Origin of the sequence: Neisseria sp. 27098_8_158 (assembly GCF_041433145.1) — a bacterium.
Taxonomy (GTDB): Bacteria; Pseudomonadota; Gammaproteobacteria; order Burkholderiales; family Neisseriaceae; genus Neisseria; species Neisseria subflava_E.
Genome location: NZ_JAPWAZ010000006.1, coordinates 1 through 22,965, shown reverse-complemented (window position 1 = coordinate 22,965; position 22,965 = coordinate 1). Strand labels below are relative to the sequence as shown.

The following is a 22,965-nucleotide window of genomic DNA, read 5'->3' as shown; positions in this document are numbered from 1 at the left end:
GACGGCCTTTTGAATTTGACCTATACTTTAATTTATATTGTTGACGCTTGTTTTTTGGTATGATGTTTCCTTGAGTTTATTTCAGCTTCGAGTTTGCTATGTCTGTCTATACCAGTGTTTCCGACGCTCAAATGCGCGATTTCTTGCTGCAATATGATTTGGGAGATTTCGTCTCTTTGCAGGGGATTGCCCAAGGGATTACTAACAGTAATTATTTTCTGACTACCTCAACCGGTCGTTATGTGTTGACTGTTTTTGAGGTTTTAAAATCAGAGGAACTACCTTTCTTTTTAGAGCTAAACCAACACTTGAGCCAAAATGGCGTTGCCTGCGCCGCTCCGATTGCTCGTAAAGATGGTGGACTGCATTCTATTTTAGCCGGAAAACCTGCTTGCTTGGTAACTTGTTTGAATGGCTCCGATACCGGCTGGCCGACTGAGGCACAATGTTTCCACACTGGTGCGATGTTGGCCAAAATGCATTTAGCCGGCCAAGATTTTCCTTTAAAAATGAAAAATCCCCGTTATGATGGCTGGTGGCATGATGCCTGCACCCAGTTACTCCCGGTTTTAGATAGCGAAGATGCCAAACTGCTTCAAGCTGAAATTGCTGCTTTAGATGAAAATCTTGGAGAACATTTGCCTTCTGGTATTATCCATGCCGATTTATTTAAAGACAATGTACTGCTTAATGGAGATGAAGTTTCCGGCTTTATCGATTTTTATTATGCGTGCAATGGTAATTTCATGTACGACTTGGCCATTGCAGTTAACGACTGGGCGCGGACAGCCGATAATAAATTAGACCCTGCTCTTTATGATGCTTTTATCCATGGCTATGAAAGCGTGCGTCCTTTATCTGATGAAGAACGTGCATATTTCCCTACTGCACAAAGAGCCGGATGTATCCGTTTCTGGGTATCTCGCCTGCTCGATTTCCATTTCCCTCAATCAGGAGAAATGACGTTTATTAAAGATCCAAATGCATTTAGGGATCTGCTATTGAGTCTTAAATAATATATAGATAAAAGGCCGTCTGAAATTCAGACGGCCTTTTATTTAATGTCCTCCCCCACTAGAGCCGTTAAATGGCGGTCTTGCCAGCCAAATAATGGGGATCATGCTGATGAATATGATACTGCCTGCCAAGAAGATTTCATTTGAGCCAATAATAAAGCCTTGTTGGGAAATGGTGCTATTTATCGCCACCAATGCCTGTTCCTTGCTCAGACCATTGGCCATCATGCCTTGAATAGATTGGTTGCTGATTGAGGATAATAAGTTAACATGTTCGGTCAATTGAGTATGGTGCAGAGCTTCGCGCCGTTCCCACATGGTGCTGACAACAGATACTCCGACACCACCCATAAAGACACGCAAGAAGTTAGACAGGCTACTGGCTGAGGCAATTTGATTGCCTTTCATATGTGATAAGGTGATACTGGTCAAAGGCAGGAAGAACATGGCTACGCCTAAACCCTGCCAAAACTGCGGCCAAACGACGTTGCTCATATCCATGCCGGCATAGAAATCGGTTCGCCAATGGAATGTGTAGGCAAACACCAAGAAGCTGGCACTGACAAACAGGCGCATATCGACGCGATTACCGAACTTACCGATAATCGGCGATAAAATAATCGGCAGGAAGCCCACCGGTGCAGCAGCCAAGCCAGCCCAAGTTGCGGTATAGCCGAGATTTGATTGCAACACTAAAGGCAACAGGGTCAATGTGCCCATATAGACCATAAAGCCCAACGATGTAGCAACAACGCCTATCGTGAAGTTTCTATTTTTAAACAATGACAAATCAACAATCGGGTATTTCTCGCCCAACTCCCAAACAATAAAATATGTCAGGAACACCAAAGCGGTAACGCCCAAAACGATAATCTCTCCCGAGGCAAACCAGTCCAATTCCTTGCCCCTATCAAGCATCATTTGCAATGCGCCGACACCGACAATCATCAACACCAGCCCGACATAATCGATTGGCGCCCTGACGATTTCAGTTTCCCTATGTCTAAGCTGCTTCCAAGCAATAGTTGCAGACAAAATCCCGATCGGGATATTGATAAAGAAAATCCATCCCCAATGCCAGTTGTCCGAAATCCAACCGCCTAGAATCGGTCCCAATACAGGAGCAACAACGACGGTCATTGCCCATAATGCCAGTGCCAATGTTCGTTTTTCAGGCGGATAGGAGGCCATCAACAGGCTTTGGGACAAGGGAATCAATGGCCCGGCGATAAAGCCTTGCAATACACGGAAAAAAACCAAGGCTTGAAGATTATGTGCAATGCCACACAGCCATGACGTTACGACAAACCCGATCACGGCAGCGATAAAGATTTTGACCTCGCCAAACCGCTTGGCCAAAAAACCTGTCAAGGGAACGGAAATGGCATTGGCTACGGCAAATGAGGTAATCACCCAAGTTCCCTGCGTGGTAGCCGCGCCTAAATTTCCTGCAATAACAGGCACGGCAACGTTGGCGATGGTACTGTCCAAGACTTCCATAAATACGGCCAAGCTGAGCGCCAAAGTTGCCAACACCAGCTTAAACCCTTGTAACGGCGGATAATTCATATTTTTAAACTATAAGACAACCGTCAAAGCGGTCGATTGAAGAGAATCAATATTTCAGACGGCCTGAGCCTTCAATAAAAGACTCAGGCCGTCTGAAAAGATTATTTTGCGTATTGCTCGAAGATTTTATCGACTAAAGCATCGGCGGCTTTCCAATCCACACTTTCCGTTTCCGGCAAGGCAGTATTTCGTTCTGCTTCGGCAGTCATGGCTTTACCGCTGCCCTTCTCGGCAATATCGACTTTAACAGTCATCGACAAACCGACACGGAGCGGATTTTGTTGCAATTCTTTAGCATCCAAACTGATACGCACCGGCACACGTTGCACAACTTTAATCCAGTTGCCTGTTGCGTTTTGTGCCGGCAGTAATGAGAACGCGCTGCCCGTACCGGCCGACAAGCCCATTACCTTACCATGGTAAACCACTTTGCTGCCGTACAAATCGGCTGTCATTTCAACAGGCTGGCCGATTTTCATTTTGCGCAGTTGCGACTCTTTAAAGTTGGCATCCACCCACAATTCAGACAGAGGCACAACGGCCATCATCGGCGTACCTTGCACGATACGTTGGCCGACTTGGACATTGCGTTTGGCAATTTGGCCGCCGATCGGCGAACGGATTTGCGTACGTTGTAAATTCAACCAAGCGTCTTTGATGTGGCTGATGGCCGTCTGAACTGCCGGTTGTTGGCGCAGAGGAATATTGCTGCCCAATGCTGCCTGAGCAGAAACTTCTTCCGCCTCAACCGCTTTCAATGCAGCCTGAGCCTGAACCACAGCGGCGCGGGCATGGCTGAGTTCTTCTCCGGAAACCGCTTCCGTACCCGCCAAGGATTCACGGCGGCGCAAATCGGCTTGCGCACGGGCCAAATCGGCTTTGCGTAACAACACTTGCGCTTTGGCTTTTGAATTGACCGCAGTTTGCTGTTTGTTTTGACGGATGGCCTGAATCAATTCATTTTGCGCACGATCGTATGCCAGCTGAAAATCGCTGTCGTCCAAAGCCACCAACACATCGCCTTTTTTCACGACATCCGTGTCGTCATACATGACTTTGCGCACCGTGCCGTTTACCTGCGGCGTAATCATCACCAAATGACCGGCCACATAAGCATCTTCCGTTTCTTCTTCATGCTGCCAAAACAGGAAATACGCCAAAGCGAATCCGGCCGCTATAATAAGGAATAGAAGTGTAACGATAACCAAATTGCGTTTGCGATGCGTTTTAGCGCCGGAAGCGGCTACTTCCGTTTCTTTTTGGACATTATTTTTTTCTGATTGAGTATCCATAAGTCCCAACTTTAATTCTGTACATGTGATAACGATATTATTGTCTTGCCCCAGGCTGCTGGTTCCACCCTCAACCCAATACGCGCATTTAACGCGCTAAAGGGTTATATTCTATAGTTACACTCTATTCATTACAATAATTTCTTCCGGTAGCAAATGTAAATAAGGTAAGCAAAAGGCCGTCTGAAATTACTTTCAGACGGCCTACGTTTTAATCAAACGTTTATTTCTTATTTAATTTAAAGCCTCCGCCCAATTGGGCATTGAGGTTACTCCAAGCTGTCAGATATTCTGCATGGTATTGAACCGCCGACATTTTTGTACGCGCAGCCTCGTCTTGTTTTTGCAAGGCGGTCAAGCCGTTATCCAAGCCAGCACGAACACGTCCTTTCGCATTTTGCACGGATTTATCCGCGATATTGACCATCTTATTCCAAGTATCTTGTCGACTTTTCAGGCTTTGATAGTCGACTACAGCATCTGCTGCCGAACGCATGGCATTCAAAACAGTTTGGTCATACACGGCAACCTGCTCGTTATATTGGGCACGTTTACCCGCCAATTTGGATTGCAACGCCCCGGAAGTAAACAATGGCAGATTCAAAGCCGGAACAATGCCCAACATACCGGAAGTCCGTCCGCGAATCAGATTGAACGCATCAATGTGCGTCATACCTGCTAAAACTTTCAACTCGATATTCGGGTAAAACTCTGCCTCGGTCGATTTGACGATATGCCATTTCTCTTCAAGTAAGGCTTTTTGCGCCGCGATATCAGGGCGGGCCGCCAGCAAGTCCGCTTCAATACGGTTAACCGGCAATGAAGGTACAGCCGCCATTTTTTCCGGAACCTGTCCATTCAATGCACCCGGTACACGGCCGGTCAATACAGCCAGACTGTTGCGGATTTTCTCATTTTTCTGAGTCCATGTCGATTTTTCAAGCTGTAATTGTTGTTGCGCCATTTCCAGAGCGTGCAAGGCATCGGCAGGAGCCAGCTGCGCTTTAACGCGTTGTTGCATCAGTTTCAATGCTTTATCCGCCAGCTCTATGCGCGTATCCAGCAAAGCCAGTTGTTCTGTCGCCATCTGCCACGCAAAATATTGGGCGGCCACAGCATGAGCCAACTCGGTGCGGATATGATGCGCTTCATACACCGCAGCCCTGCTTTTTCCTAAAACAGCTTGAATCTGCTCTCGGTTTTTACCCCAAAAATCAAAAACCAAGCTGCCTTGCAAGGCTGCGTTCGCCAAAACCAATGTATGGTCGGCATCAACCATACCGGCTTGAGGTTTGGGTGAAACATAAGCACCCAGACCTGTAACGCCCAAGCCGACTTGCGGTTTGTTGGCGGCTCCTACAACGCCCAGCTGCGCCTGAGCCTGCTCAAACCTTGCCTTGACGACACGCAGATTGGTAGACGTCTGAATGGCGGAAGCAATCAAATTGTTTAATTTTTTATCTTTCAGCTTCATCCACCAGCCGTCTTGGGCAGTAGCGGCAGATTGGCCTTGCGGCAGCGGATAGGCTGTTGTCTCATCCAAAGGCGACTGTTTGCCGAAGGGCGCACATGCCGCCAACAGCGAAACAGCGGCAACGCATACGCTTGATTTGACCAAACCTAATTTCATACAGACTCCGTTTATGTGTGCCTGCCGCAGACCATCAGGCCGTCTGTTGTCAATTGCCCAAACGGTTCAACAGTTTACCCAACAGGTGTTGCAGCGTATCATAATCCTCTTTCGTGAAATCTTCCCACGCCTGACCGCTCTGACGGGCAATTTGCGGCCATACTTCGTGGATGAAGGTTTCACCCGAAGGGGTCAATTTTAGCACAATCTGACGACGGTCTTTCTGATTGATATAACGCTCTACCCAGCCGCGCTCAACCATGTCGTCCGACAGGCGTGTTGCACTGGTGCGCGTCAAGTCCATCAGGTCGCTCAAGCGCGAAGGCAGGATTTCGCTGTTTGGGCTGACGTAAACCGCCATCAGGGAAAACCACAGGTTTTCATTGATGCCGAACGCTTTCAGGTTTTCGTTCAAATGGCTGCTCAAACGTTCGGTTACGATGCGCAACATGCGGGATACTTGGTTTTGTTGCTCTGGAAACTGCGGCAGACGGGTAGAAAGCAAACGCATTGCGTTGACTAATTCGGTTTGTGAAAAACTCATAAATTCCTTCTTTCTGAGTGAATTATTTTATTCGATATCAATCAAAATAAAATATGCTGTAATAATTTACTTTAAGATACCAATTACTTACTTTAAGACGTTATACTAATTCAGATGATTATTTTAGTGTATGAAAATCTGATAATCGGTTACATGCTCCTACTAAACGGAGTTTTCTATGCCTAAATCATGAAAATTCGACCATAAAAAAGGCCGTCTGAAAGCTTGATGACAACTTTTAGACGACCTCCATAACGGATTAAAATAAGCTTTTCCACTTAAATCGGATGCAAACCATGAACATTTCCGCCTTTTTCCCCCATATCACCCTTATTGGCGTCGGTTTAATCGGCGGTTCGTTCATGCTCGACCTCAAACGTTTGGGGCTGGTGCAAAGCGTTACCGGCATCGACACCAATGCCTACAACCTCAATTACGCACTCGAATGCGGCATCATCGACCATGCATATCCGGATATTTGCGCCGAAAGCATCGGCCATGCCGATTTGGTTTTAATTGCCACGCCTGTCTCCGTCCTGCCTGACGTATGCCGCGACATCAAGCCCTTCTTAAAAGACACCGCCTGCGTTTCCGATGTCGGCAGCACCAAACAATCGGCACTCAATGCCTTCCGCACCCACTTGCCCGAGCGCCTGCCGCAATGTTTTGCCGCACACCCGATTGCCGGCTCGGATCAAAGCGGGGCAAAATCCGCGCGTTGCGGTTTGTTTCAAAACAGCCGCCTTATCATTACGCTACACGGCCAAGAGGCTTCAGACGGCCTGAGACGGTTGAAAAGCCTATGGCAGGCGGTTGGTTCTCAAATTTCCACCATGAGTGCCGAAGAACACGACAATATTTTTGCCGCCGTTTCCCACTTGCCGCACTTAGCCGCCTTTGCCTATGTCCACGCTTTGGTTGACCACCCGCACGGCAAAGACTACCTCCCCTATGCCGCCACCGGCTTTCGCGACTTTACCCGCATCGCTTCCAGCCATCCTGCCGTTTGGACAGACATCTGTATGGCTAACCGCCCTGCCCTTCTCAAACTGACCAGCGATTTGAAAGAACAATTATCCAAATTGGAACAACTCCTTTCAGACGGCAACAAAACCGAGCTTTACTGCTATTTTGAAGAAGCCGCACAAATGCGTAATGACTGGCTGAAAAACCGTTAAACCTGTTTTCAGACGGCCTGATACCTTCTCAGCTAAAATCTTCATCAAAATAAAAAGGGCATCTGTTTAGATGCCCTTTTTTTGATTTCTTACGACTTTAACCAACGTTTCACTCAGTCTTTCAAACGAAACTCAGCCGCTCTGGCGTGCGCGGTCAAGCTTTCACCATGCGCCAACACGCTGGCGGTTTTACCCAACTTCTGAGCGCCTTGTTCTGAAACCTGAATCAGACTGGAGCGTTTTTGGAAGTCATATGTTCCCAAAGGAGAAGAGAAACGCGCCGTGCGGCTGGTCGGCAAAACGTGGTTGGGGCCTGCACAATAGTCACCCAGGCTTTCACTGGTATAGCGTCCCATGAAAATCGCACCTGCATGGCGGATTTTTTTCGCCCACTCTTGCGGATTTTCGACCGACAATTCCAAGTGTTCGGGAGAAATATAGTTGGCGATTTCACAGGCTTCGTCCAAATCTTTGGCCAAAATCATTGCACCGCGGTTGCCCAATGAAGCTTCAATAATCGCACGGCGCGGCATGGTTTCGATCAGGCGGTTCATGGCCGTCTGGACTTCGTCCAAATACGCTTGAGAAGTACCGATCAAAATCGCTTGTGCAATTTCATCGTGTTCCGCCTGACTGAACAAATCCATGGCCACCCAATCGGCAGGCGTCGTGCCATCGGCAATCACCAAGATTTCAGACGGCCCTGCCACCATATCAATACCGACGACGCCGAACACGCGTCGTTTGGCCGCAGCGACAAAGGCATTGCCCGGGCCGGTAATCTTATCGACTTGAGGCACAGATTCCGTACCATAGGCCAAAGCCGCAACCGCCTGAGCGCCGCCGACCGTAAACACTTTGGTTACACCGGCCACAAAAGCAGCCGCCAACACAATATCGTTGCGCTCGCCTTTCGGAGTAGGAACGACCATGATGATTTCTTTCACGCCGGCAACGTGGGCAGGCATGGCGTTCATGATGACGGAACTCGGATAAGCGGCTTTACCGCCCGGAACATAAATACCGACACGGTCAAGCGGCGTAATCTGTTGACCCAAAAGCGTGCCGTCTTCGTCTTCGTAAGTCCACGACTCCATTTTTTGGTGTTTATGGTAGCTTTCCACCCGTCGCGCGGCCGTTTTCAAGGCCGTCTGAATGTTTTCGGGCAAACGCTCAAACGCAGACTGCAAATCATCTTGCGTCAGGATTAAATCGTCGATGGTTTGTGCGGATGTGCCGTCAAAGCGGTTGGTATATTCAATCAGCGCCGCATCGCCGCGCTTTTGAACATCGGCGCAGATGTCGGCAACAATACGGTCGATTTCAGGGTTTTGCGCGGTTTCAAAAGCGAGTAACGCTTTGAGTTCGGCTTGAAAATTAGGGGATTGGGTGTCGAGTTTCTTCATGGTTTGCTCTCTTCCTTGTTTCATTCCTATTGTTTTCAGACGGCCTCAATCACTCAAAGGCCGTCTGAACATTATCTTTTCAAAAAACCTTTTTTCTGCAAAAACGCCAACATATGCGGCCGCACAGGATTACCCAAGGTTTTGGCCAGCGATTCCTTCCAAGGTATCGGACTGCCCTTGCGCAACTCATAATAATCCGCCACTGCCTGATTATAGGCTTCAACCGCCTCGGCATTCAGGCTCGGACAAGCGTTTTCGGCATACACCATTTCCTTCGGCAGGCGCGGCTTGAGCGGCGGGTCTTGGTCGGGATAACCGAGGCACAACCCCACCAAAGGCACGCAATAATCCGGCAGGTTCAATACGTCCGACACTTTTTGTGCACCATTACGCAACGCACCGATATACACGCCACCCAGCCCAAGTGATTCGGCGGCAAGCAATACGTTTTGCGCCATAATGCCTGCATCGACCGCACCAATCAGGGTTACTTCCGCCCAATCAATTTGCGCATCGGGAAATATTGCCTTGTGTTTGGAAAAATCGATGCAAAACAATAAAAACTCCGCACAATGGACAATATAAGGTGCGCTTCCTGCCGCTTCATGTATCCCCTGCCTCAGCGCAAGGTCGGATACGCGGATGATGGAAATGCATTGCAGATTGTTGGAAGTCGAAGCCTGCTGCCCGGCGCAAACCAGCATATCAAGGATTTCATCGGCAATCGGTTCGGAAGTAAACCTGCGGATGGAACGATGGGAAAGAATCGTATCGAGTGTCGGTTTGCTTTGCATCATGACAGGGCTTTCAAACTGGGTTGGCAGACAGGTTTTGCCAAAAACTTTTCAGACGGCCTTAGCGGCATTTTCAAATGCCTGAATAATCGGATTCAACAACGCATATTTGGTTTTCAACGCCGCTTTGTTGACCACCAAGCGGCTGGAAATATCAGCCACATGCTCTACAGCTTCCAAACCATTGGCCTTCAATGTATTGCCGCTGGAAACCAAATCGACAATCGCGTCGCTCAGACCGACCAAAGGCGCAAGCTCCATCGAGCCGTACAGTTTGATGATGTCCACATGCACGCCCTTGTCGGCAAAGTGTTCGGCGGCGATGTCGGGATATTTGGTGGCAATCCGCAAACGGCTGCCGGGTTTGGAAGCGGCGGCGTAATCAAAACCTTTTTTAACCGCAACCATCATGCGGCATGAGGCGATGTGCAAATCCAAAGGTTGATACAGGCCATCTCCGCCATGCTCGATCAGCACGTCCTTACCGGCAATACCGAAATCCGCCGCACCATATTGCACATAAGTCGGCACGTCGGTCGCACGTACAATTACCAAACGGATATTGTCATGATTCGTACCAATAATCAGCTTACGCGATTTTTCCGGCTCTTCCGCAGGCACAATACCGGCGGCGGCCAACAGCGGCAGGGTTTCCTCAAAAATCCGTCCTTTGGATAAAGCAATCGTTAAAAGTGTGTCGGTCATTTTTTCTTTTCCTTTGCCGTATCAAAAGCAAGAAGGCCGTCTGAAATCCACAACCCATTTCAGACGGCCTCAACTACGGTTTTACAATAAAGTTTTCACATCAGCCGCAATCGTTTCCGGCTCGCTGCCATAAGGCGAGAAAATCGCCACTTCGCCGTTTTTATCAATCAAATATGCACCTGAAGAGTGGTCGACCAAATAGTTTTCGCTGTCTTCTTTTGGGTTTACTTTAGCCGATACCACACGGTATTGCTGTTTGATGACAGGCAGGCTTTGATCGCCGGTAGCCGTCAGGCCGATAAAATCAGGATTGAACTGTTTAGCGTATTTGCCGATTACTTCAGGCGTATCGCGCTCAGGGTCGATGCTGACAAATACTACTTTCACGTCTTTAGCCTGATCGCCCAATTGTTTCAAAGTATCGCTGTAAGTCAGCAACTCGGTTGGGCATACGTCAGGACAGTGGGTATACCCGAAAGACAGGATAACCACTTTGCCTTTCAAATCGCTCAGGCTGAAAGGTTTGCCGTCGCCATCGGTCAATGTGAAATCGCCGCCAATGTCTTCTTTGCGCATATCGGTACCACGCGCTTGCGCTTTGGGTGCAGATTCACCGGAAGCAGCAGGCGCAGCAGAAGCGGCAGGTGTCGAAGAAGCCTCCTTGGCCTCCTCTTTAGGCTGACAAGCAACCAGAGCAGCCAATGCAAAAGCACTGAGTAAGAAAGTTCGTGTGACGGAAAGCATAAATTTTCTCCAAAACCGTTTCAAATAAGTGAGGCCAAACAACCGCCCGGCCGATATAAAAACAAAACATCTTCATATTAACGCGTTTGACACATTAAATGTAGCCCCTTTTGCAGATAAATACTGCTTTTTTGTTTTAAAAATCTGCCTTCCATTTAGATAGCCATCAAACGTAAAAAGTTTAATTCATTAAAAATCAAATAAATATAAAAATAATTTAATTTTTTTTCAATTACTGCTTTACAAGATTCGAGAACTCGCTATAATGACGACTTCTTCGCTAGCCCAGGTGGCGAAATTGGTAGACGCAGGGGACTCAAAATCCCCCGCCGCAAGGTGTGTCGGTTCGAGTCCGACCCTGGGCACCAAATTTTAAAAACCTCTTGATTCAGTCAAGAGGTTTTTTGCTATTCTTCATTTGCAAAACCTTCTCCTTACTCAAACTGTCAACAATCCATCCACACCAAGATCAATAAAACTGTTTTTTTATTTCTTTAAAATCAACCTTCAATCTATTTTCCCGTCTCAAATGTTAAAAGATGAAAGATTTTATCTTGATTGAACAGTCGGTTTGCGTTATCGTTTCTACTCTTTTTCACAAACTCTGTGTTCCTTTCCAATTGTTTGGACAGTCTGACTGTCGCCGTATTCCCTCAATGCGCGTACCCTAAATCGCTGCTTGGCGGAATTGCATTACAGGTGCTGTGGTGAGGCGGATTGTTCCTATTGGTTAGAAACCGCATAAAAGAGGTCAATATGCAATTATCAGGCGCACAAATCGTCGTGCAAAGTCTCAAAGCCGAAGGTGTTGAATACGTATTCGGCTATCCCGGTGGTGCGGTTATCGAAATCTACGATGCCATTTTCCAACTCAACAAATTCAAGCACATTCTGACCCGCCATGAGCAGGCAGCCGTACATGCAGCAGATGCCTATGCCCGCGTCAGCGGCAAAGTCGGCGTGGCCTTGGTAACTTCCGGCCCGGGCGTAACCAACGCATTGACCGGCATTGCTACCGCGTACAGCGATTCCATCCCACTGGTCATCATCAGCGGCCAAGTGGGCAATTCCCTCATCGGTACAGATGCGTTCCAAGAAGTGGATACGGTCGGCATTACCCGCCCTTGTGTCAAACACAACTTCCTGGTTACCAATATTGGTGAGCTGGCTGATACGATTAAAAAAGCCTTCCAAATTGCCGCCAGCGGCCGTCCGGGCCCCGTTGTCGTCGATATTCCTAAAGATGTTACTCAAGCGATGGCCAAATTCAGCTATCCGCAAGAAGACATCTTCATCCGCTCCTACCAACCGGTTGTACAAGGTCACATCGGCCAAATTAAAAAAGCCGTACAAATGCTGGCTTCTGCCAAACGCCCCATCGTTTACTTCGGCGGCGGCGTGGTATTGGGCAATGCCTCCGAGGAAATGACCCAATTTATCCGCATGACCGGCGTACCCTGTACCGGCACATTAATGGGTTTGGGCGCTTACCCTTCCAGCGACCGCCAATTCTTGGGCATGTTGGGCATGCACGGTACCTACGAGGCCAATTTGGCGATGCAAAATGCAGACGTCGTTTTGGCAATCGGTGCGCGCTTTGACGACCGCGTGGTTTCTGTACCGTCAAAATTCTTGGACAAACCCAAAAAAATCATCCATATCGATATCGACCCGTCCAGCATTGCCAAACGCGTTAAAGTGGACATCCCGATTGTCGGCGATGTTAAAAACGTATTGACTGAAATGACTCATCTGTGGGGCAAACAAGAAACCGCGCCCTCAGCCGACTCATTGGACAAATGGTGGAAAACCATCGAAGAATGGCGTTCGCACAACTGCCTGTGGTTTGAAAACGACAGCGAAATCATTAAACCGCAATACGTTGTTCAAAAACTGGCAGAAATTACCAAAAACTCAGCCATTATTACTTCAGACGTTGGCCAACACCAAATGTTTGCCGCTCAATATTATCCATTCGAGCGTCCCCGCCAATGGCTCAATTCCGGCGGTCTGGGTACGATGGGTGTAGGCCTGCCTTACGCCCTCGGTGCCAAACTGGCGGCTCCTGAGCAAGACGTCTTCTGTATCACAGGCGAGGGCTCTATTCAAATGAATATCCAGGAGCTGTCCACCTGCTTCCAATATAATGTCCCCATCAATATCGTTACATTAAACAATGGCTATTTGGGTATGGTTCGCCAATGGCAGGAGCTGTATTATGGCAACCGCGAATCGGAAACCTATTTCGATTCATTGCCCGACTTTGTCAAACTGGCCGAATCCTACGGCCATATCGGCATCCGTGTGGACAAAAAATCCGACGTCGAAGGCGCCCTGCTGGAAGCATTAAACCAAAAAGACCGTTTGGTATTCCTCGACTTCTTGACAGACAAGAAACAAAACGTACTGCCTATGGTCGGCAACGGCAAAGGTTTGGATGAAATGGTTCTGCCGCCGCACATGCGCGATATTGCAAAAGCGTAAGGAGAAAGAAATGCGACATATCTTATCTATTCTGATGGAAAACGAATCAGGTGCGATGAGCCGTGTGGTAGGTTTATTCTCCGCACGCGATTACAACATTGATTCCCTGGCCGTAGCCCCAACCGAAGACAAAACCTTGTCCCGTATGACCATTGTCACCCACGGCGACGAGCACGTTATCGAGCAAATCACCAAACAACTCAACAAACTGATTGAAGTTGTCAAAGTGGTTGACTTGAACGAAAGCCGTTTTGTCGAACGCGAACTGATGTTGGTAAAAGTCCGCGCCGTCGGCAAAGACCGCGACGAATTCCTGCGATTGACCGAAATTTATCGTGGCAGCGTCATTGACGTAACAGACCGCAGCTACACCATCGAAATCACAGGTTCCACCGAAAAACTCGACTCTTTCCTCGAGACAGTCGGTCGCGCTCAAATTTTGGAAACCGTACGCACAGGTGCAGCCGGTATCGGCCGCGGCGAGCGTATTTTGAAAATTTAACGCTGTATCGTTCAGACGGCCTTTTGCTTTCTACAAAGGCCGTCTGAAAACCAGTAGGAGACAACCATGTCAAGCATCCAAATCGTTGCATTAGTTACCGTCAAACCCGAATACACCGAGGCTCTGGCTGCCCAGTTTAAAGAATTGGTCAAAGCCAGCCGTGCAGAAGAAGGCAACATCAGCTACGACCTGCACCAAGAAATCAGCAAACCCAACCGTTTCGTATTCGTAGAAAGCTGGAAATCCCAAGCAGCTATTGACGAACACAATGCCAGCGAACATTTCCAAAACTTCGTCAAATCCATCGAAGGAAAAACCGAAGCATTGGAAATTGTCTTGATGAACCAAGTCCCTGCCTAAGCCCCTATTACTTTTAACTCAACCCGGATTGTCCGGAACCCTCTTACACTAAGGAAATAAAATGCAAGTTTATTACGATAAAGACGCTGACCTTTCTCTGATCAAAGGCAAAACTGTTGCCATCATCGGTTACGGTTCACAAGGTCACGCACACGCAGCAAACCTGAAAGATTCCGGCGTAAATGTCGTCATCGGTCTGCGCCAAGGCGGCTCTTGGAAAAAAGCCGAAGCAGCCGGCCACGACGTGCGCACTGTTGCTGAAGCAACCAAAGCAGCCGACGTTGTAATGATTCTGTTGCCTGACGAAAACCAACCTATCGTATACAAAAACGAAATCGAGCCTAACTTGAAAGAAGGCGCAGTATTGGCGTTCGCCCACGGCTTCAACGTACACTACAACCAAATCGTACCCCGCGCCGACCTCGACGTTATCATGGTTGCCCCTAAAGGCCCAGGCCACACCGTACGCAGCGAATTCCTGAAAGGCGGCGGCGTACCTTCCCTGATCGCCGTTTACCAAGATAAAAGCGGCAAAGCACGTGACATCGCCCTGTCTTACGCCGCAGCCAACGGCGGTACCAAAGGCGGCGTGATTGAAACCAACTTCCGCGAAGAAACCGAAACCGACCTCTTCGGCGAACAAGCCGTATTGTGCGGCGGCGTGGTTGAATTGATCAAAACCGGCTTCGAAACCCTGACTGAAGCAGGCTACGCCCCAGAAATGGCCTACTTCGAATGCCTGCACGAAATGAAGCTCATTGTTGACCTGATTTACGAAGGCGGCATCGCCAACATGAACTACTCCATTTCCAACAATGCAGAGTACGGCGAATACGTAACCGGCGTCGAAGTCATCAACGACAAATCCCGCGAAGCCATGCGCAATGCCCTCAAACGCATCCAAACCGGCGAATACGCTAAAATGTTCATCCAAGAAGGTGCCGTCAACTATGCCAGCATGACAGCCCGTCGCCGTCTGACTGCTGATCACCAAATTGAAAAAGTCGGCGCTCAACTGCGTTCTATGATGCCTTGGATTGCCAAAAACAAACTGGTTGACCAAGACAAAAACTAATCTGTCTTTCGATCAAATAAAACCTGCCCGAGCAATCAGGCAGGTTTTTTATATATTTGCAAACCCAGTACACGATAAATTCCAATTACCAAGGCCGTCTGAAAACACGATAAACAATATTCACAACCTAATTTTATACCCCATATTTTATAGCCATCCCGAAATTCCCTTTTAGAAAAACACATTACCAAAATAAAAGACCGCCTTATGCTTCCACCCTGTCTGTAAAAAACAACGTTTCCCTGCAAAAATCACTCAAAACAAGAGGAAAATTTGTTTTCCTAGGCCATAACCTTTATATTATGGTCATGGAATCGTTGAAAGAGAACGATATCGTAATAAGAAGAACGAATGCTCGCTTCTTCACACTTAAAAAAGGAAAACAGCAATGAAAAAATCTCTGATTGCCTTGACTCTAGCGGCTCTGCCTGTTGCAGCTATGGCTGACGTAACTCTGTACGGTCAAATTAAAGCCGGTGTTGAAGTATCCAAAGTAAAATTGGGTGAACAAACTGCTGCTAAACTGGGTCACGAGAAAAGCTCTAAAACTGCTACTGAAATCGCTGACTTCGGCTCACGTATCGGCTTTAAAGGCCACGAACACTTGGGTAACAACCTGAATGCCATCTGGCAAGTTGAACAAAACACTTCTATCGCCGGTGGCGACAAAGAGTGGGCTTCTCGCGAATCTTTCATCGGTTTGGAAGGTGGCTTCGGTAAAGTTCGTGCTGGTAAACTGGACTCTACTGTTAAAAATACTAGTGACAATGTTGACCAATGGGAAAGCAGCAACGGCGCTTTGAATATGTCTGTATTTACTCGTGTTGACGAACGTGCAGTTTCTGTACGTTACGACAGCCCTGTATTCTCAGGTTTCAGCGCAAGCGTACAATATACTCCTCGTGACAATGCTAACCCTTCTGACAAATACACTCACAACGACGCTACCCGTGACACTTACTACGCTGGCCTGAACTACGAAAACTCTGGCTTCTTCGGTCAATACGCCGGTGGTTTCCGTAAAAACGCCGTTTCTGAAAAAGACGGTCACGTACACCGCTTGGTAGGTGGTTACGATGCTAACAACCTGTTCGTATCTGTAGCTGGTCAATACGCTAAAAACTGGGAAACTTTGGGTGACTACGCTGAAGCCCAATCTAACGGTGTTGTAACTTCTGCTATGCGTGCTGCCGGTACTAACGCTTCTAACGTAGTATTCGGTACTGCTGCTGGCTTGGACAGCCGTCCTGCTGAAACTATCGAAGTTGCTGCTACTGCCGCTTACCGCGCTGGTAACGTAACTCCTCGCGTTTCTTACGCTCACGGCTTCAAAGCTAAAGTTGACGGCGAAAAACTGAAAGGCACTCAATACGACCAAGTTATCGTTGGTGCTGACTACGACTTCTCTAAACGCACTACTGCTCTGGTTTCTGCCGGCTGGTTGCGTGGTGCTGAATCTGGCCCTCACAAAGTTGAAACCATCTCTGGTTTGGTTGGCCTGCGTCACAAATTCTAATCTTCGGATTAGTATGAAAAAGAGCCTGTTTTATGCAGGCTCTTTTTTTATTCTATTCCCTACCCTCAACGAAAATTGATTTAAGCGTTGATATATAAAAAGGCCGTCTGAAACCAATTGGTTTCAGACGGCCTTTAGTCTATCTATCCCTATTGTCAAATTACAATAAGGTCAACAAACAAGATTTATTTTTCATTCAAAATCTTACCGACAATCTCGCCCACATCTTTGGACAAACCTTCTTGTGCATTGATGCGTTGCAATTCTTTGGTCATGACGGCTTTGCGGTTGGCTTCCAATTTGTTGCAGATGTTGAAAGCCTGCACCAGTCGGGCGGCAACTTGCGGGTTAAAGCGGTCGATTTCCATCACTTTATCGGCTATAAAGCGGTAGCCGCTACCATCTTCTGCATGGAAATGCGGAATATTGCGGCTGAAACTGATCAACAAAGAACGGGCTTTATTCGGGTTTTCAATACTGAACTTAGGATGACTCAAGGCCGTCTGAACTTGCGGTAAAGTATCTTTACGTCGACTTGAAGCAATCAGGGCAAAGTATTTGTCCATTACCAAAGCATCATCGGCGAATTTATCGGCAAATTGCGTCAACAAGCGATCGCGGATTTCGCTTTCATTGCTGTTGATTGCGGATAAGATGCCCCATTCGTGGGTCATGTTTTGCGCCATTGCTTCGTAATTCTCCGCAACGTGTTCGATATGCGCTGAGTCAGCACGTAGGACAAATGCCCTGCAAGCATTGCGCAAGGTACGCCAGCCGGCCAATTCCGGGCTGTATTCATAACGAACAGCGGCATCGGCTTGGTTTTCTTGCTCGGTAGCTTGACGGTTCAGCTCGCGCCACTGAGGCAGGAACTTAACGGCAACAGCATTGAGCAAGGCTTCTCGCGCTTGATGAACCTGAATCGGGTCAATATTTTCTTCTTCTGCCCATACATCGGTTTCAGACGGCATTTGCAGCAAAATGGCTCGGAATGCCGGATCAAAGTCACCGGAAACCACCAAAGCCAAAGCGTCCATCAATGCTTTGTGTTCAGGCAAAGGACGACCTTCCGCCAATGCCTGACGGTTGGCGTTAATGGCACGATGATACAGGGTTTGGGCAGCTTCCCAACGGGCAAACTCATTTTCATCTGCCGCCAACAAAGTGGCCAACTCTTGCTCGCTGTACGGATAGTTCAGGGTAACCGGTGCAGAGAAATCACGCAGCAGAGACGGGATAACCGGCTCATTGACGCTGCCCAACACAAAAGTCTGCTCGGCTTCAGTCAATACCAAAACCGCCTCTTTCACCCGTTTGCCTTGATATTCAAACTCAACCGCTTCGCCTTTCTCATTCAGCAAACCAGTTTTGACCGGAATCATCATCGGCTGTTTGTCCGCCATATCGGGCGTAGCCGGAATGGTTTGTTTGATGATCAATTCAAACGCACCATCTTTCAGACGGCCTTGAGCATCTAAAACCGGCGTACCGGCTTGGCTGTACCACAAAGCGAACTGATCGAGATTGATGCCGTTTGCGTCTGCCATTGCAGCACGGAAATCATCACAAGTTACCGCCTGACCGTCGTGGCGTTGGAAATACAGCTTCATGCCTTTTTGGAAGCCCTCTTCTCCGAGCAAGGTATGATACATGCGCACGACTTCCGCCCCTTTTTCATAAACGGTCATGGTGTAGAAGTTGTTCATCTCCTCATAGCTGGCCGGGCGGACAGGATGCGCAGTCGGGCCCGCATCTTCAGGGAATTGGAACAGACGCAGCATGCGGACATTGTCGATACGGCGCACCACGCGGCTGGCCCGGTCGCCGGAAAACTCTTGATCGCGGAATACGGTCAAACCTTCTTTCAGCGACAATTGGAACCAATCGCGGCAGGTCACGCGGTTGCCTGTCCAGTTGTGGAAATATTCGTGGCCGACAACAGATTCAATGCCTTCAAAGTCGGTATCGGTCGCAGTACGGCTGTTGGCCAGCACAAACTTGGTGTTGAAAATATTCAAACCTTTATTTTCCATCGCACCCATATTGAAATCGCCCACGGCAACGACCATGAAAATATCCAAGTCGTATTCCAAACCGAAGCGTGTCTCGTCCCATTTCATCGCATTTTTCAACGATTCCACGGCAAAACCGACTTTAGGTTTGTCTGTCTCAGTGGTGTAGAACTCGATTTTGACCTTACGGCCGCTCATGGTCGTAAAATAATCTTCCGTTACCGCCAAATCGCCTGCCACCAAAGCAAAGAGGTAGCTCGGTTTGGCAAACGGGTCTTCCCATTTCACCCAATGGCGGCCGTCTGAAAACTCGCCGTCATCGATTTTATTGCCGTTAGATAGCAACACCGGATAGCGTTTTTTGTCTGCAACGATGGTGGTGGTAAATTTAGACATGACATCCGGACGGTCGATGTAGAAGGTAATTTTGCGGAAACCTTCCGGTTCGCATTGGGTAAACAGGTTGCCGCCGGAAGCATACAGACCCATCAGAGATTTGTTCTCAGCCGGCAAAATTTCGGTTTCTACTTCCAGCGTGAAGTTTTCAGACGGCACGCCTGCAATCGTCAATTTTTCGTCTTCCAACACATAATCTACGGCCTGACCGTTTACTTTCACAGACAGCAGTTTTGCCGAACCATCCAATACCAATGGCTCCCCTGCTCTTTTAGGTTGAACGGTCAGACTGGATTTGACGATGGTTTGCGGTTCTAAAATATCGAAATGCAAGTCGGTTTTCAGAATACGGTAAGCTGGCGCGGCGTAGTCTTTCAAATAATGGATGGTTTTGCTCATTTGTTCTCTTTCAGAGTCATGCGGTAAATAGATGAAGCATATCGTTTCATATAGCCTAAATTCAAGTGTTTTCAGAAAAAAGGCCGTCTGAAACCTAAAATTTCAGACGGCCTTCCTATTCAGGCAGCAAATTTAGTTGCCTGTCATTGCCAACTTACCACTGATACAGTGCACCGGCACCGACACCGACATGACCGTCGGTATTGGCCGAGAAGTTGCCTTTGACAATCCAGTTGCCGCCGTCGCTCATCGCAGACACGCCGATGGCCATGGCAGACTGACCACCGTAGTAGCCGCTGCCGACGCCGATACCGGTCGCACCCGGACGGGTTACTTGTGGAATCGAGCCTTGGGCAATTGCACCGGCCACACCCGCGTAGGCTTTCTTACCTACTTGGTTGATATTGTTCTGCAACTCGGTACCCAAACCAATCAACTGGTTCACGTTTGCCGCGTCTGTACCGTCTTTACCCGGAGCCACGTTGGTAATGCGTTGGCCGCCGTTGTTCAGACCGACAGGAGACAATTTGACTTGGTTGTTCGGATTGCTTTCAGTCGGTGCAGCGATGGTTACGCCATCGTTGTTAACCACGGTATTGCCTGCGGTCAGACCGTCTTTGTTCAATGCAACTTTATCGCCAACTTTCACGCCGTCATTGTTCATCACAGTATCGCCTGCTTTGAAGGTATCGGCATTCACTGTCTTCACGCTAATCTCGTCAGCCAACTTCAGTTGAGCGCCACCGGCTACGGTTTTGCTGATGATGTTGCTGTCGCCTTTAACGTTGATGGTGTCGCCCAATGCGTAGTTGTTGCTGCCGGTCGTACCGCCGAAATTGATGCCTTTGGCGATGGTCGCAGCGTTGTTGGCTACGTTTTGGTTAGTTGCGTACAACTGGCTGCCGTTGACGGCATCTTTGCTGTTGGCATTGAGATCGCCATCTGCTACATTGGTTACTTTGTTGCCCGCATTGTCCAAGCCGTCTTTAGTCAGGTTTACCTTACCTGCTTTCAAGCCGTCTTTGTTCAATGCAACATCGTCGCCTACTTTCACACCGTCGTTGTTAACGGTGGTGTCGCCGGCTTTGACGCTGTCAACATCCAAGTCTTTATCGGTTGCCACCTCGTAAACAGTCTGACCTTTGTCGCCTGTTTTTTCAGTCACAACGATGTTCTTACCTTGAACGACTTCAGTCTTAGATGCCGCCGCAGCTTGTTTCAGTTGGGAAACATTGACTGCATCGGTGTCATCCGTACCGGCCGCAACGTTGGTAATCTTATTACCGCCATTGTTCAAGCCAGCTTTGGTCAGGTTCACATCGCCTGCTTTCAAGCCGTCTTTGTTCAATGCAACATCATCGCCAACTTTCACACCGTCATTATTCATCACGGTATCGCCTGCGGTAACGCTGTCGACTTTCAGGTTTTTATCGGTAGCCACTTTGTAAATGGTTTGGCCATTGGCGCCGACATCCTGAGTAACAACAATGTTATCGCCTTGAACGACTTCAGTCTTAGCCGCAGCCGCAGCTTTGTTCAACTGAGCAACATTCACCGCATCAGTATCATCGGTACCGGCTGCAACATTGGTAATCTTATTGCCGCCATTGTTCAAGCCGGCTTTAGTCAGATTGACATCGCCAACTTTCACGCCGTCAGTATTGACTGTGGTATCGCCGGCTTTCACGCTGTCAACTGCCAAGTCTTTAGCCAATTTGACTTCCAACTTATCAGAGCCATTCGCTACAACGCCGATATTGCCGTCTGAAAGTTTGGCTGCATCGGTTTGACCGCCAACAATATTCAGCTTCGTACCCGGTTTGCGTTCAACGTCTTTGCCACTGTCGCCGCCGAAAGTCAAAGGCAGATTGGCAGTTGCATTAACGGCTTTGATTGCATCGTGGATGTTGTTCTCACCAGTACCGCCAATATCGGTCATGCTGATGTTGCCGCCATTATTGGCCGCATTGCCACCCAATACATTTACCAACTGATCTTGGGCCGCATTCAGCTGCTCTTCAGTTGCTGCACGTTTACCTTGGGCAAAATCATTACCACCCAAAGTAGTGTTGCTCAAACCGCTGACTTCACCTTTATCGCCATCGATTTTCACCGGAGCCGCTTGACCGACACTCAATACATCGGCCAGTTTCAGCTGTGCACCACCGGCTACGGTTTCGCTGATGATGTTGCTGTCGCCTTTGACATTGATGGTGTCGCCCAATGCGTAGTTGTTGCTGCCGGTGGTACCGCCGAAGTTGATGCCTTTGGCGATGTTGGCGGCGTTGTTGGCGACGTTTTGGTTGGTCTCTTTCAGCTGGCCGTAGTTAACGGCGTCGGTATCTTCGGTACCGGCGGCTACGTTGGTCACTTTGTTGCCGGCGTTGTTCAAACCGTCTTTGGTCAGTTTGACGTCACCTGCTTTAACGCCGTCTTGGGTCAATGCGACATCGTCGCCTACTTTCACACCGTCGTTGTTAATGGTGGTGTCGCCGGCTTTGACGCTGTCTACAACCAGGTCTTTGTTCAGTTTGACAGTCACTTTATCGTCTTGGGCTTCGGTGGTGATGTTGTCGTCGCCGGCAACGGTCACGGTGGAGCCGAGTTTTTCGACATTGGTGCTGCCGCTGTCGCCGTTGAAGGTCAGGCCTTTGTTGTCAACGGTGGTTTTGGCATCCACACCTTTTTGGATGTCGTCCTTGGTGTCTTGCGCCAAGTCGATGCTGTAGTCGGTCACGTTGTTCGCGTCTTCTGCTGAAGCAGTGACGGTCACTTTGTTCGAACCTGCGCTCGCAGTCGTGCCTTTGGCGTTGACGGTGTAGATGTCTTGGCCGTTGGCACCGGTCGTTTTCACCACGTCTTTGATGTTGGTACCGGCTGCAACCTCGGTACGGGCGGCGGCGCTTTGCTGTTTCAGCTGGCTGTAGTTGACCGCGTCGGTGTCATCGGTACCGGCGGCAACATTGGTAATCTTGTTGCCGGCGGCATTGATGCCTGCTTTGGTCACACTCGGGCCACCGGTAATGGTGAGGCCGTCTGAATTCAGTTTGCTGTTGCCTGCGGTGACGCTGTCAACAGTGATGTCTTTGGCCAGTTTGAAGTCAATCTGGTTGTCAGATACGGTGGTCACGATGTTTTTGTCACTGCTGCGGTAGGCAACGGTTTCGCCCAGTTGGACGTTGTCGTCGTTACCGTTGTCGGCGGCAATGTTCAGACCTTTGGCCACATTGGCGTTGGTTTCTTTCAGCTGACCGTAGTTAACGGCGTCGGTATCGTCGGTACCGGCGGCTACGTTGGTCACTTTGTTGCCGGCGTTGTTCAAACCGTCTTTGGTCAGTTTGAC

At 48.7% G+C, this 22,965-nt stretch carries 17 protein-coding genes and 1 tRNA gene; 8 read left to right on the top strand and 10 right to left on the bottom strand.

Going from position 1 to position 22,965, the window contains the following annotated elements; all coding sequences use genetic code 11:
• The first annotated feature begins 98 nt into the window (after positions 1-98).
• Entirely contained in the window at positions 99-1,016 is a 918-nt protein-coding gene (gene thrB / locus O3681_RS10960) for a homoserine kinase (RefSeq protein WP_049323758.1), read from the top strand.
• A gap of 42 nt (positions 1,017-1,058) precedes the next feature.
• Here thrB and O3681_RS10955 read toward each other — a convergent pair whose 3' ends face one another.
• The 4 genes from O3681_RS10955 to O3681_RS10940 form a co-directional block, all read right to left on the bottom strand.
• Positions 1,059-2,585 (bottom strand): DHA2 family efflux MFS transporter permease subunit, encoded by a 1,527-nt coding sequence (locus O3681_RS10955; protein ID WP_371459952.1) that lies wholly within the window; start codon positions 2,583-2,585, stop codon positions 1,059-1,061.
• A 101-nt stretch (positions 2,586-2,686) separates the two neighbouring features.
• The gene (locus O3681_RS10950) at positions 2,687-3,877 is read right to left on the bottom strand and encodes an efflux RND transporter periplasmic adaptor subunit (RefSeq protein WP_371459951.1); all 1,191 of its coding nucleotides are present in this window, start codon (positions 3,875-3,877) and stop codon (positions 2,687-2,689) included.
• A 223-nt stretch (positions 3,878-4,100) separates the two neighbouring features.
• On the bottom strand, positions 4,101-5,507 hold the full coding sequence (locus tag O3681_RS10945) for an efflux transporter outer membrane subunit (protein WP_371459950.1): 1,407 nt from the start codon (positions 5,505-5,507) through the stop codon (positions 4,101-4,103).
• Between the two features lie 49 nt (positions 5,508-5,556).
• Positions 5,557-6,051, bottom strand: a complete 495-nt coding sequence (locus O3681_RS10940; protein ID WP_004521040.1) for a MarR family transcriptional regulator — start codon at positions 6,049-6,051, stop codon at positions 5,557-5,559.
• Positions 6,052-6,347: 296 nt separating this feature from the next.
• Between O3681_RS10940 and O3681_RS10935 the strand changes: the two genes are divergently transcribed.
• Positions 6,348-7,229, top strand: a complete 882-nt coding sequence (locus O3681_RS10935; RefSeq protein ID WP_371459949.1) for a prephenate dehydrogenase — start codon at positions 6,348-6,350, stop codon at positions 7,227-7,229.
• Positions 7,230-7,342: 113 nt separating this feature from the next.
• Here O3681_RS10935 and hisD read toward each other — a convergent pair whose 3' ends face one another.
• The 4 genes from hisD to O3681_RS10915 form a co-directional block, all read right to left on the bottom strand.
• The gene (gene hisD, locus O3681_RS10930; protein WP_371459953.1) at positions 7,343-8,635 is read right to left on the bottom strand and encodes a histidinol dehydrogenase; all 1,293 of its coding nucleotides are present in this window, start codon (positions 8,633-8,635) and stop codon (positions 7,343-7,345) included.
• Positions 8,636-8,706: 71 nt separating this feature from the next.
• Complete coding sequence (nfsA, locus tag O3681_RS10925) at positions 8,707-9,432, bottom strand: oxygen-insensitive NADPH nitroreductase (protein ID WP_371459948.1); 726 nt, start codon at positions 9,430-9,432, stop codon at positions 8,707-8,709.
• 48 nt (positions 9,433-9,480) lie between these two features.
• Positions 9,481-10,134, bottom strand: a complete 654-nt coding sequence (gene hisG / locus O3681_RS10920) for an ATP phosphoribosyltransferase (RefSeq protein ID WP_036473098.1) — start codon at positions 10,132-10,134, stop codon at positions 9,481-9,483.
• Positions 10,135-10,215: 81 nt separating this feature from the next.
• Positions 10,216-10,878 (bottom strand): SCO family protein, encoded by a 663-nt coding sequence (locus O3681_RS10915; protein ID WP_371459947.1) that lies wholly within the window; start codon positions 10,876-10,878, stop codon positions 10,216-10,218.
• 283 nt (positions 10,879-11,161) lie between these two features.
• Here O3681_RS10915 and O3681_RS10910 point away from each other — a divergent pair.
• The 6 genes from O3681_RS10910 to porB all read left to right on the top strand — a co-directional run bounded on the left by O3681_RS10910 (position 11,162) and on the right by porB (position 16,815).
• Positions 11,162-11,246, top strand: a tRNA-Leu gene (locus O3681_RS10910).
• 388 nt (positions 11,247-11,634) lie between these two features.
• A complete protein-coding gene (gene ilvB, locus O3681_RS10905) occupies positions 11,635-13,362 on the top strand; it encodes a biosynthetic-type acetolactate synthase large subunit (protein ID WP_371459945.1) in 1,728 nt (575 codons plus the stop codon).
• Between the two features lie 10 nt (positions 13,363-13,372).
• Positions 13,373-13,864 (top strand): acetolactate synthase small subunit, encoded by a 492-nt coding sequence (gene ilvN / locus O3681_RS10900; protein ID WP_003748480.1) that lies wholly within the window; start codon positions 13,373-13,375, stop codon positions 13,862-13,864.
• A gap of 66 nt (positions 13,865-13,930) precedes the next feature.
• Entirely contained in the window at positions 13,931-14,224 is a 294-nt protein-coding gene (locus O3681_RS10895) for a putative quinol monooxygenase (protein WP_107724249.1), read from the top strand.
• Positions 14,225-14,285: 61 nt separating this feature from the next.
• On the top strand, positions 14,286-15,299 hold the full coding sequence (gene ilvC / locus O3681_RS10890) for a ketol-acid reductoisomerase (protein WP_004521030.1): 1,014 nt from the start codon (positions 14,286-14,288) through the stop codon (positions 15,297-15,299).
• A gap of 388 nt (positions 15,300-15,687) precedes the next feature.
• A complete protein-coding gene (gene porB / locus O3681_RS10885; protein WP_107724250.1) occupies positions 15,688-16,815 on the top strand; it encodes a trimeric porin PorB in 1,128 nt (375 codons plus the stop codon).
• 185 nt (positions 16,816-17,000) lie between these two features.
• Here porB and pepN read toward each other — a convergent pair whose 3' ends face one another.
• Entirely contained in the window at positions 17,001-19,622 is a 2,622-nt protein-coding gene (pepN, locus tag O3681_RS10880) for an aminopeptidase N (RefSeq protein WP_371459944.1), read from the bottom strand.
• Between the two features lie 154 nt (positions 19,623-19,776).
• Positions 19,777-22,965 (bottom strand): YadA-like family protein (locus O3681_RS10875; protein WP_371459943.1); only part of this gene is annotated, 3,189 nt, incomplete at its 5' end.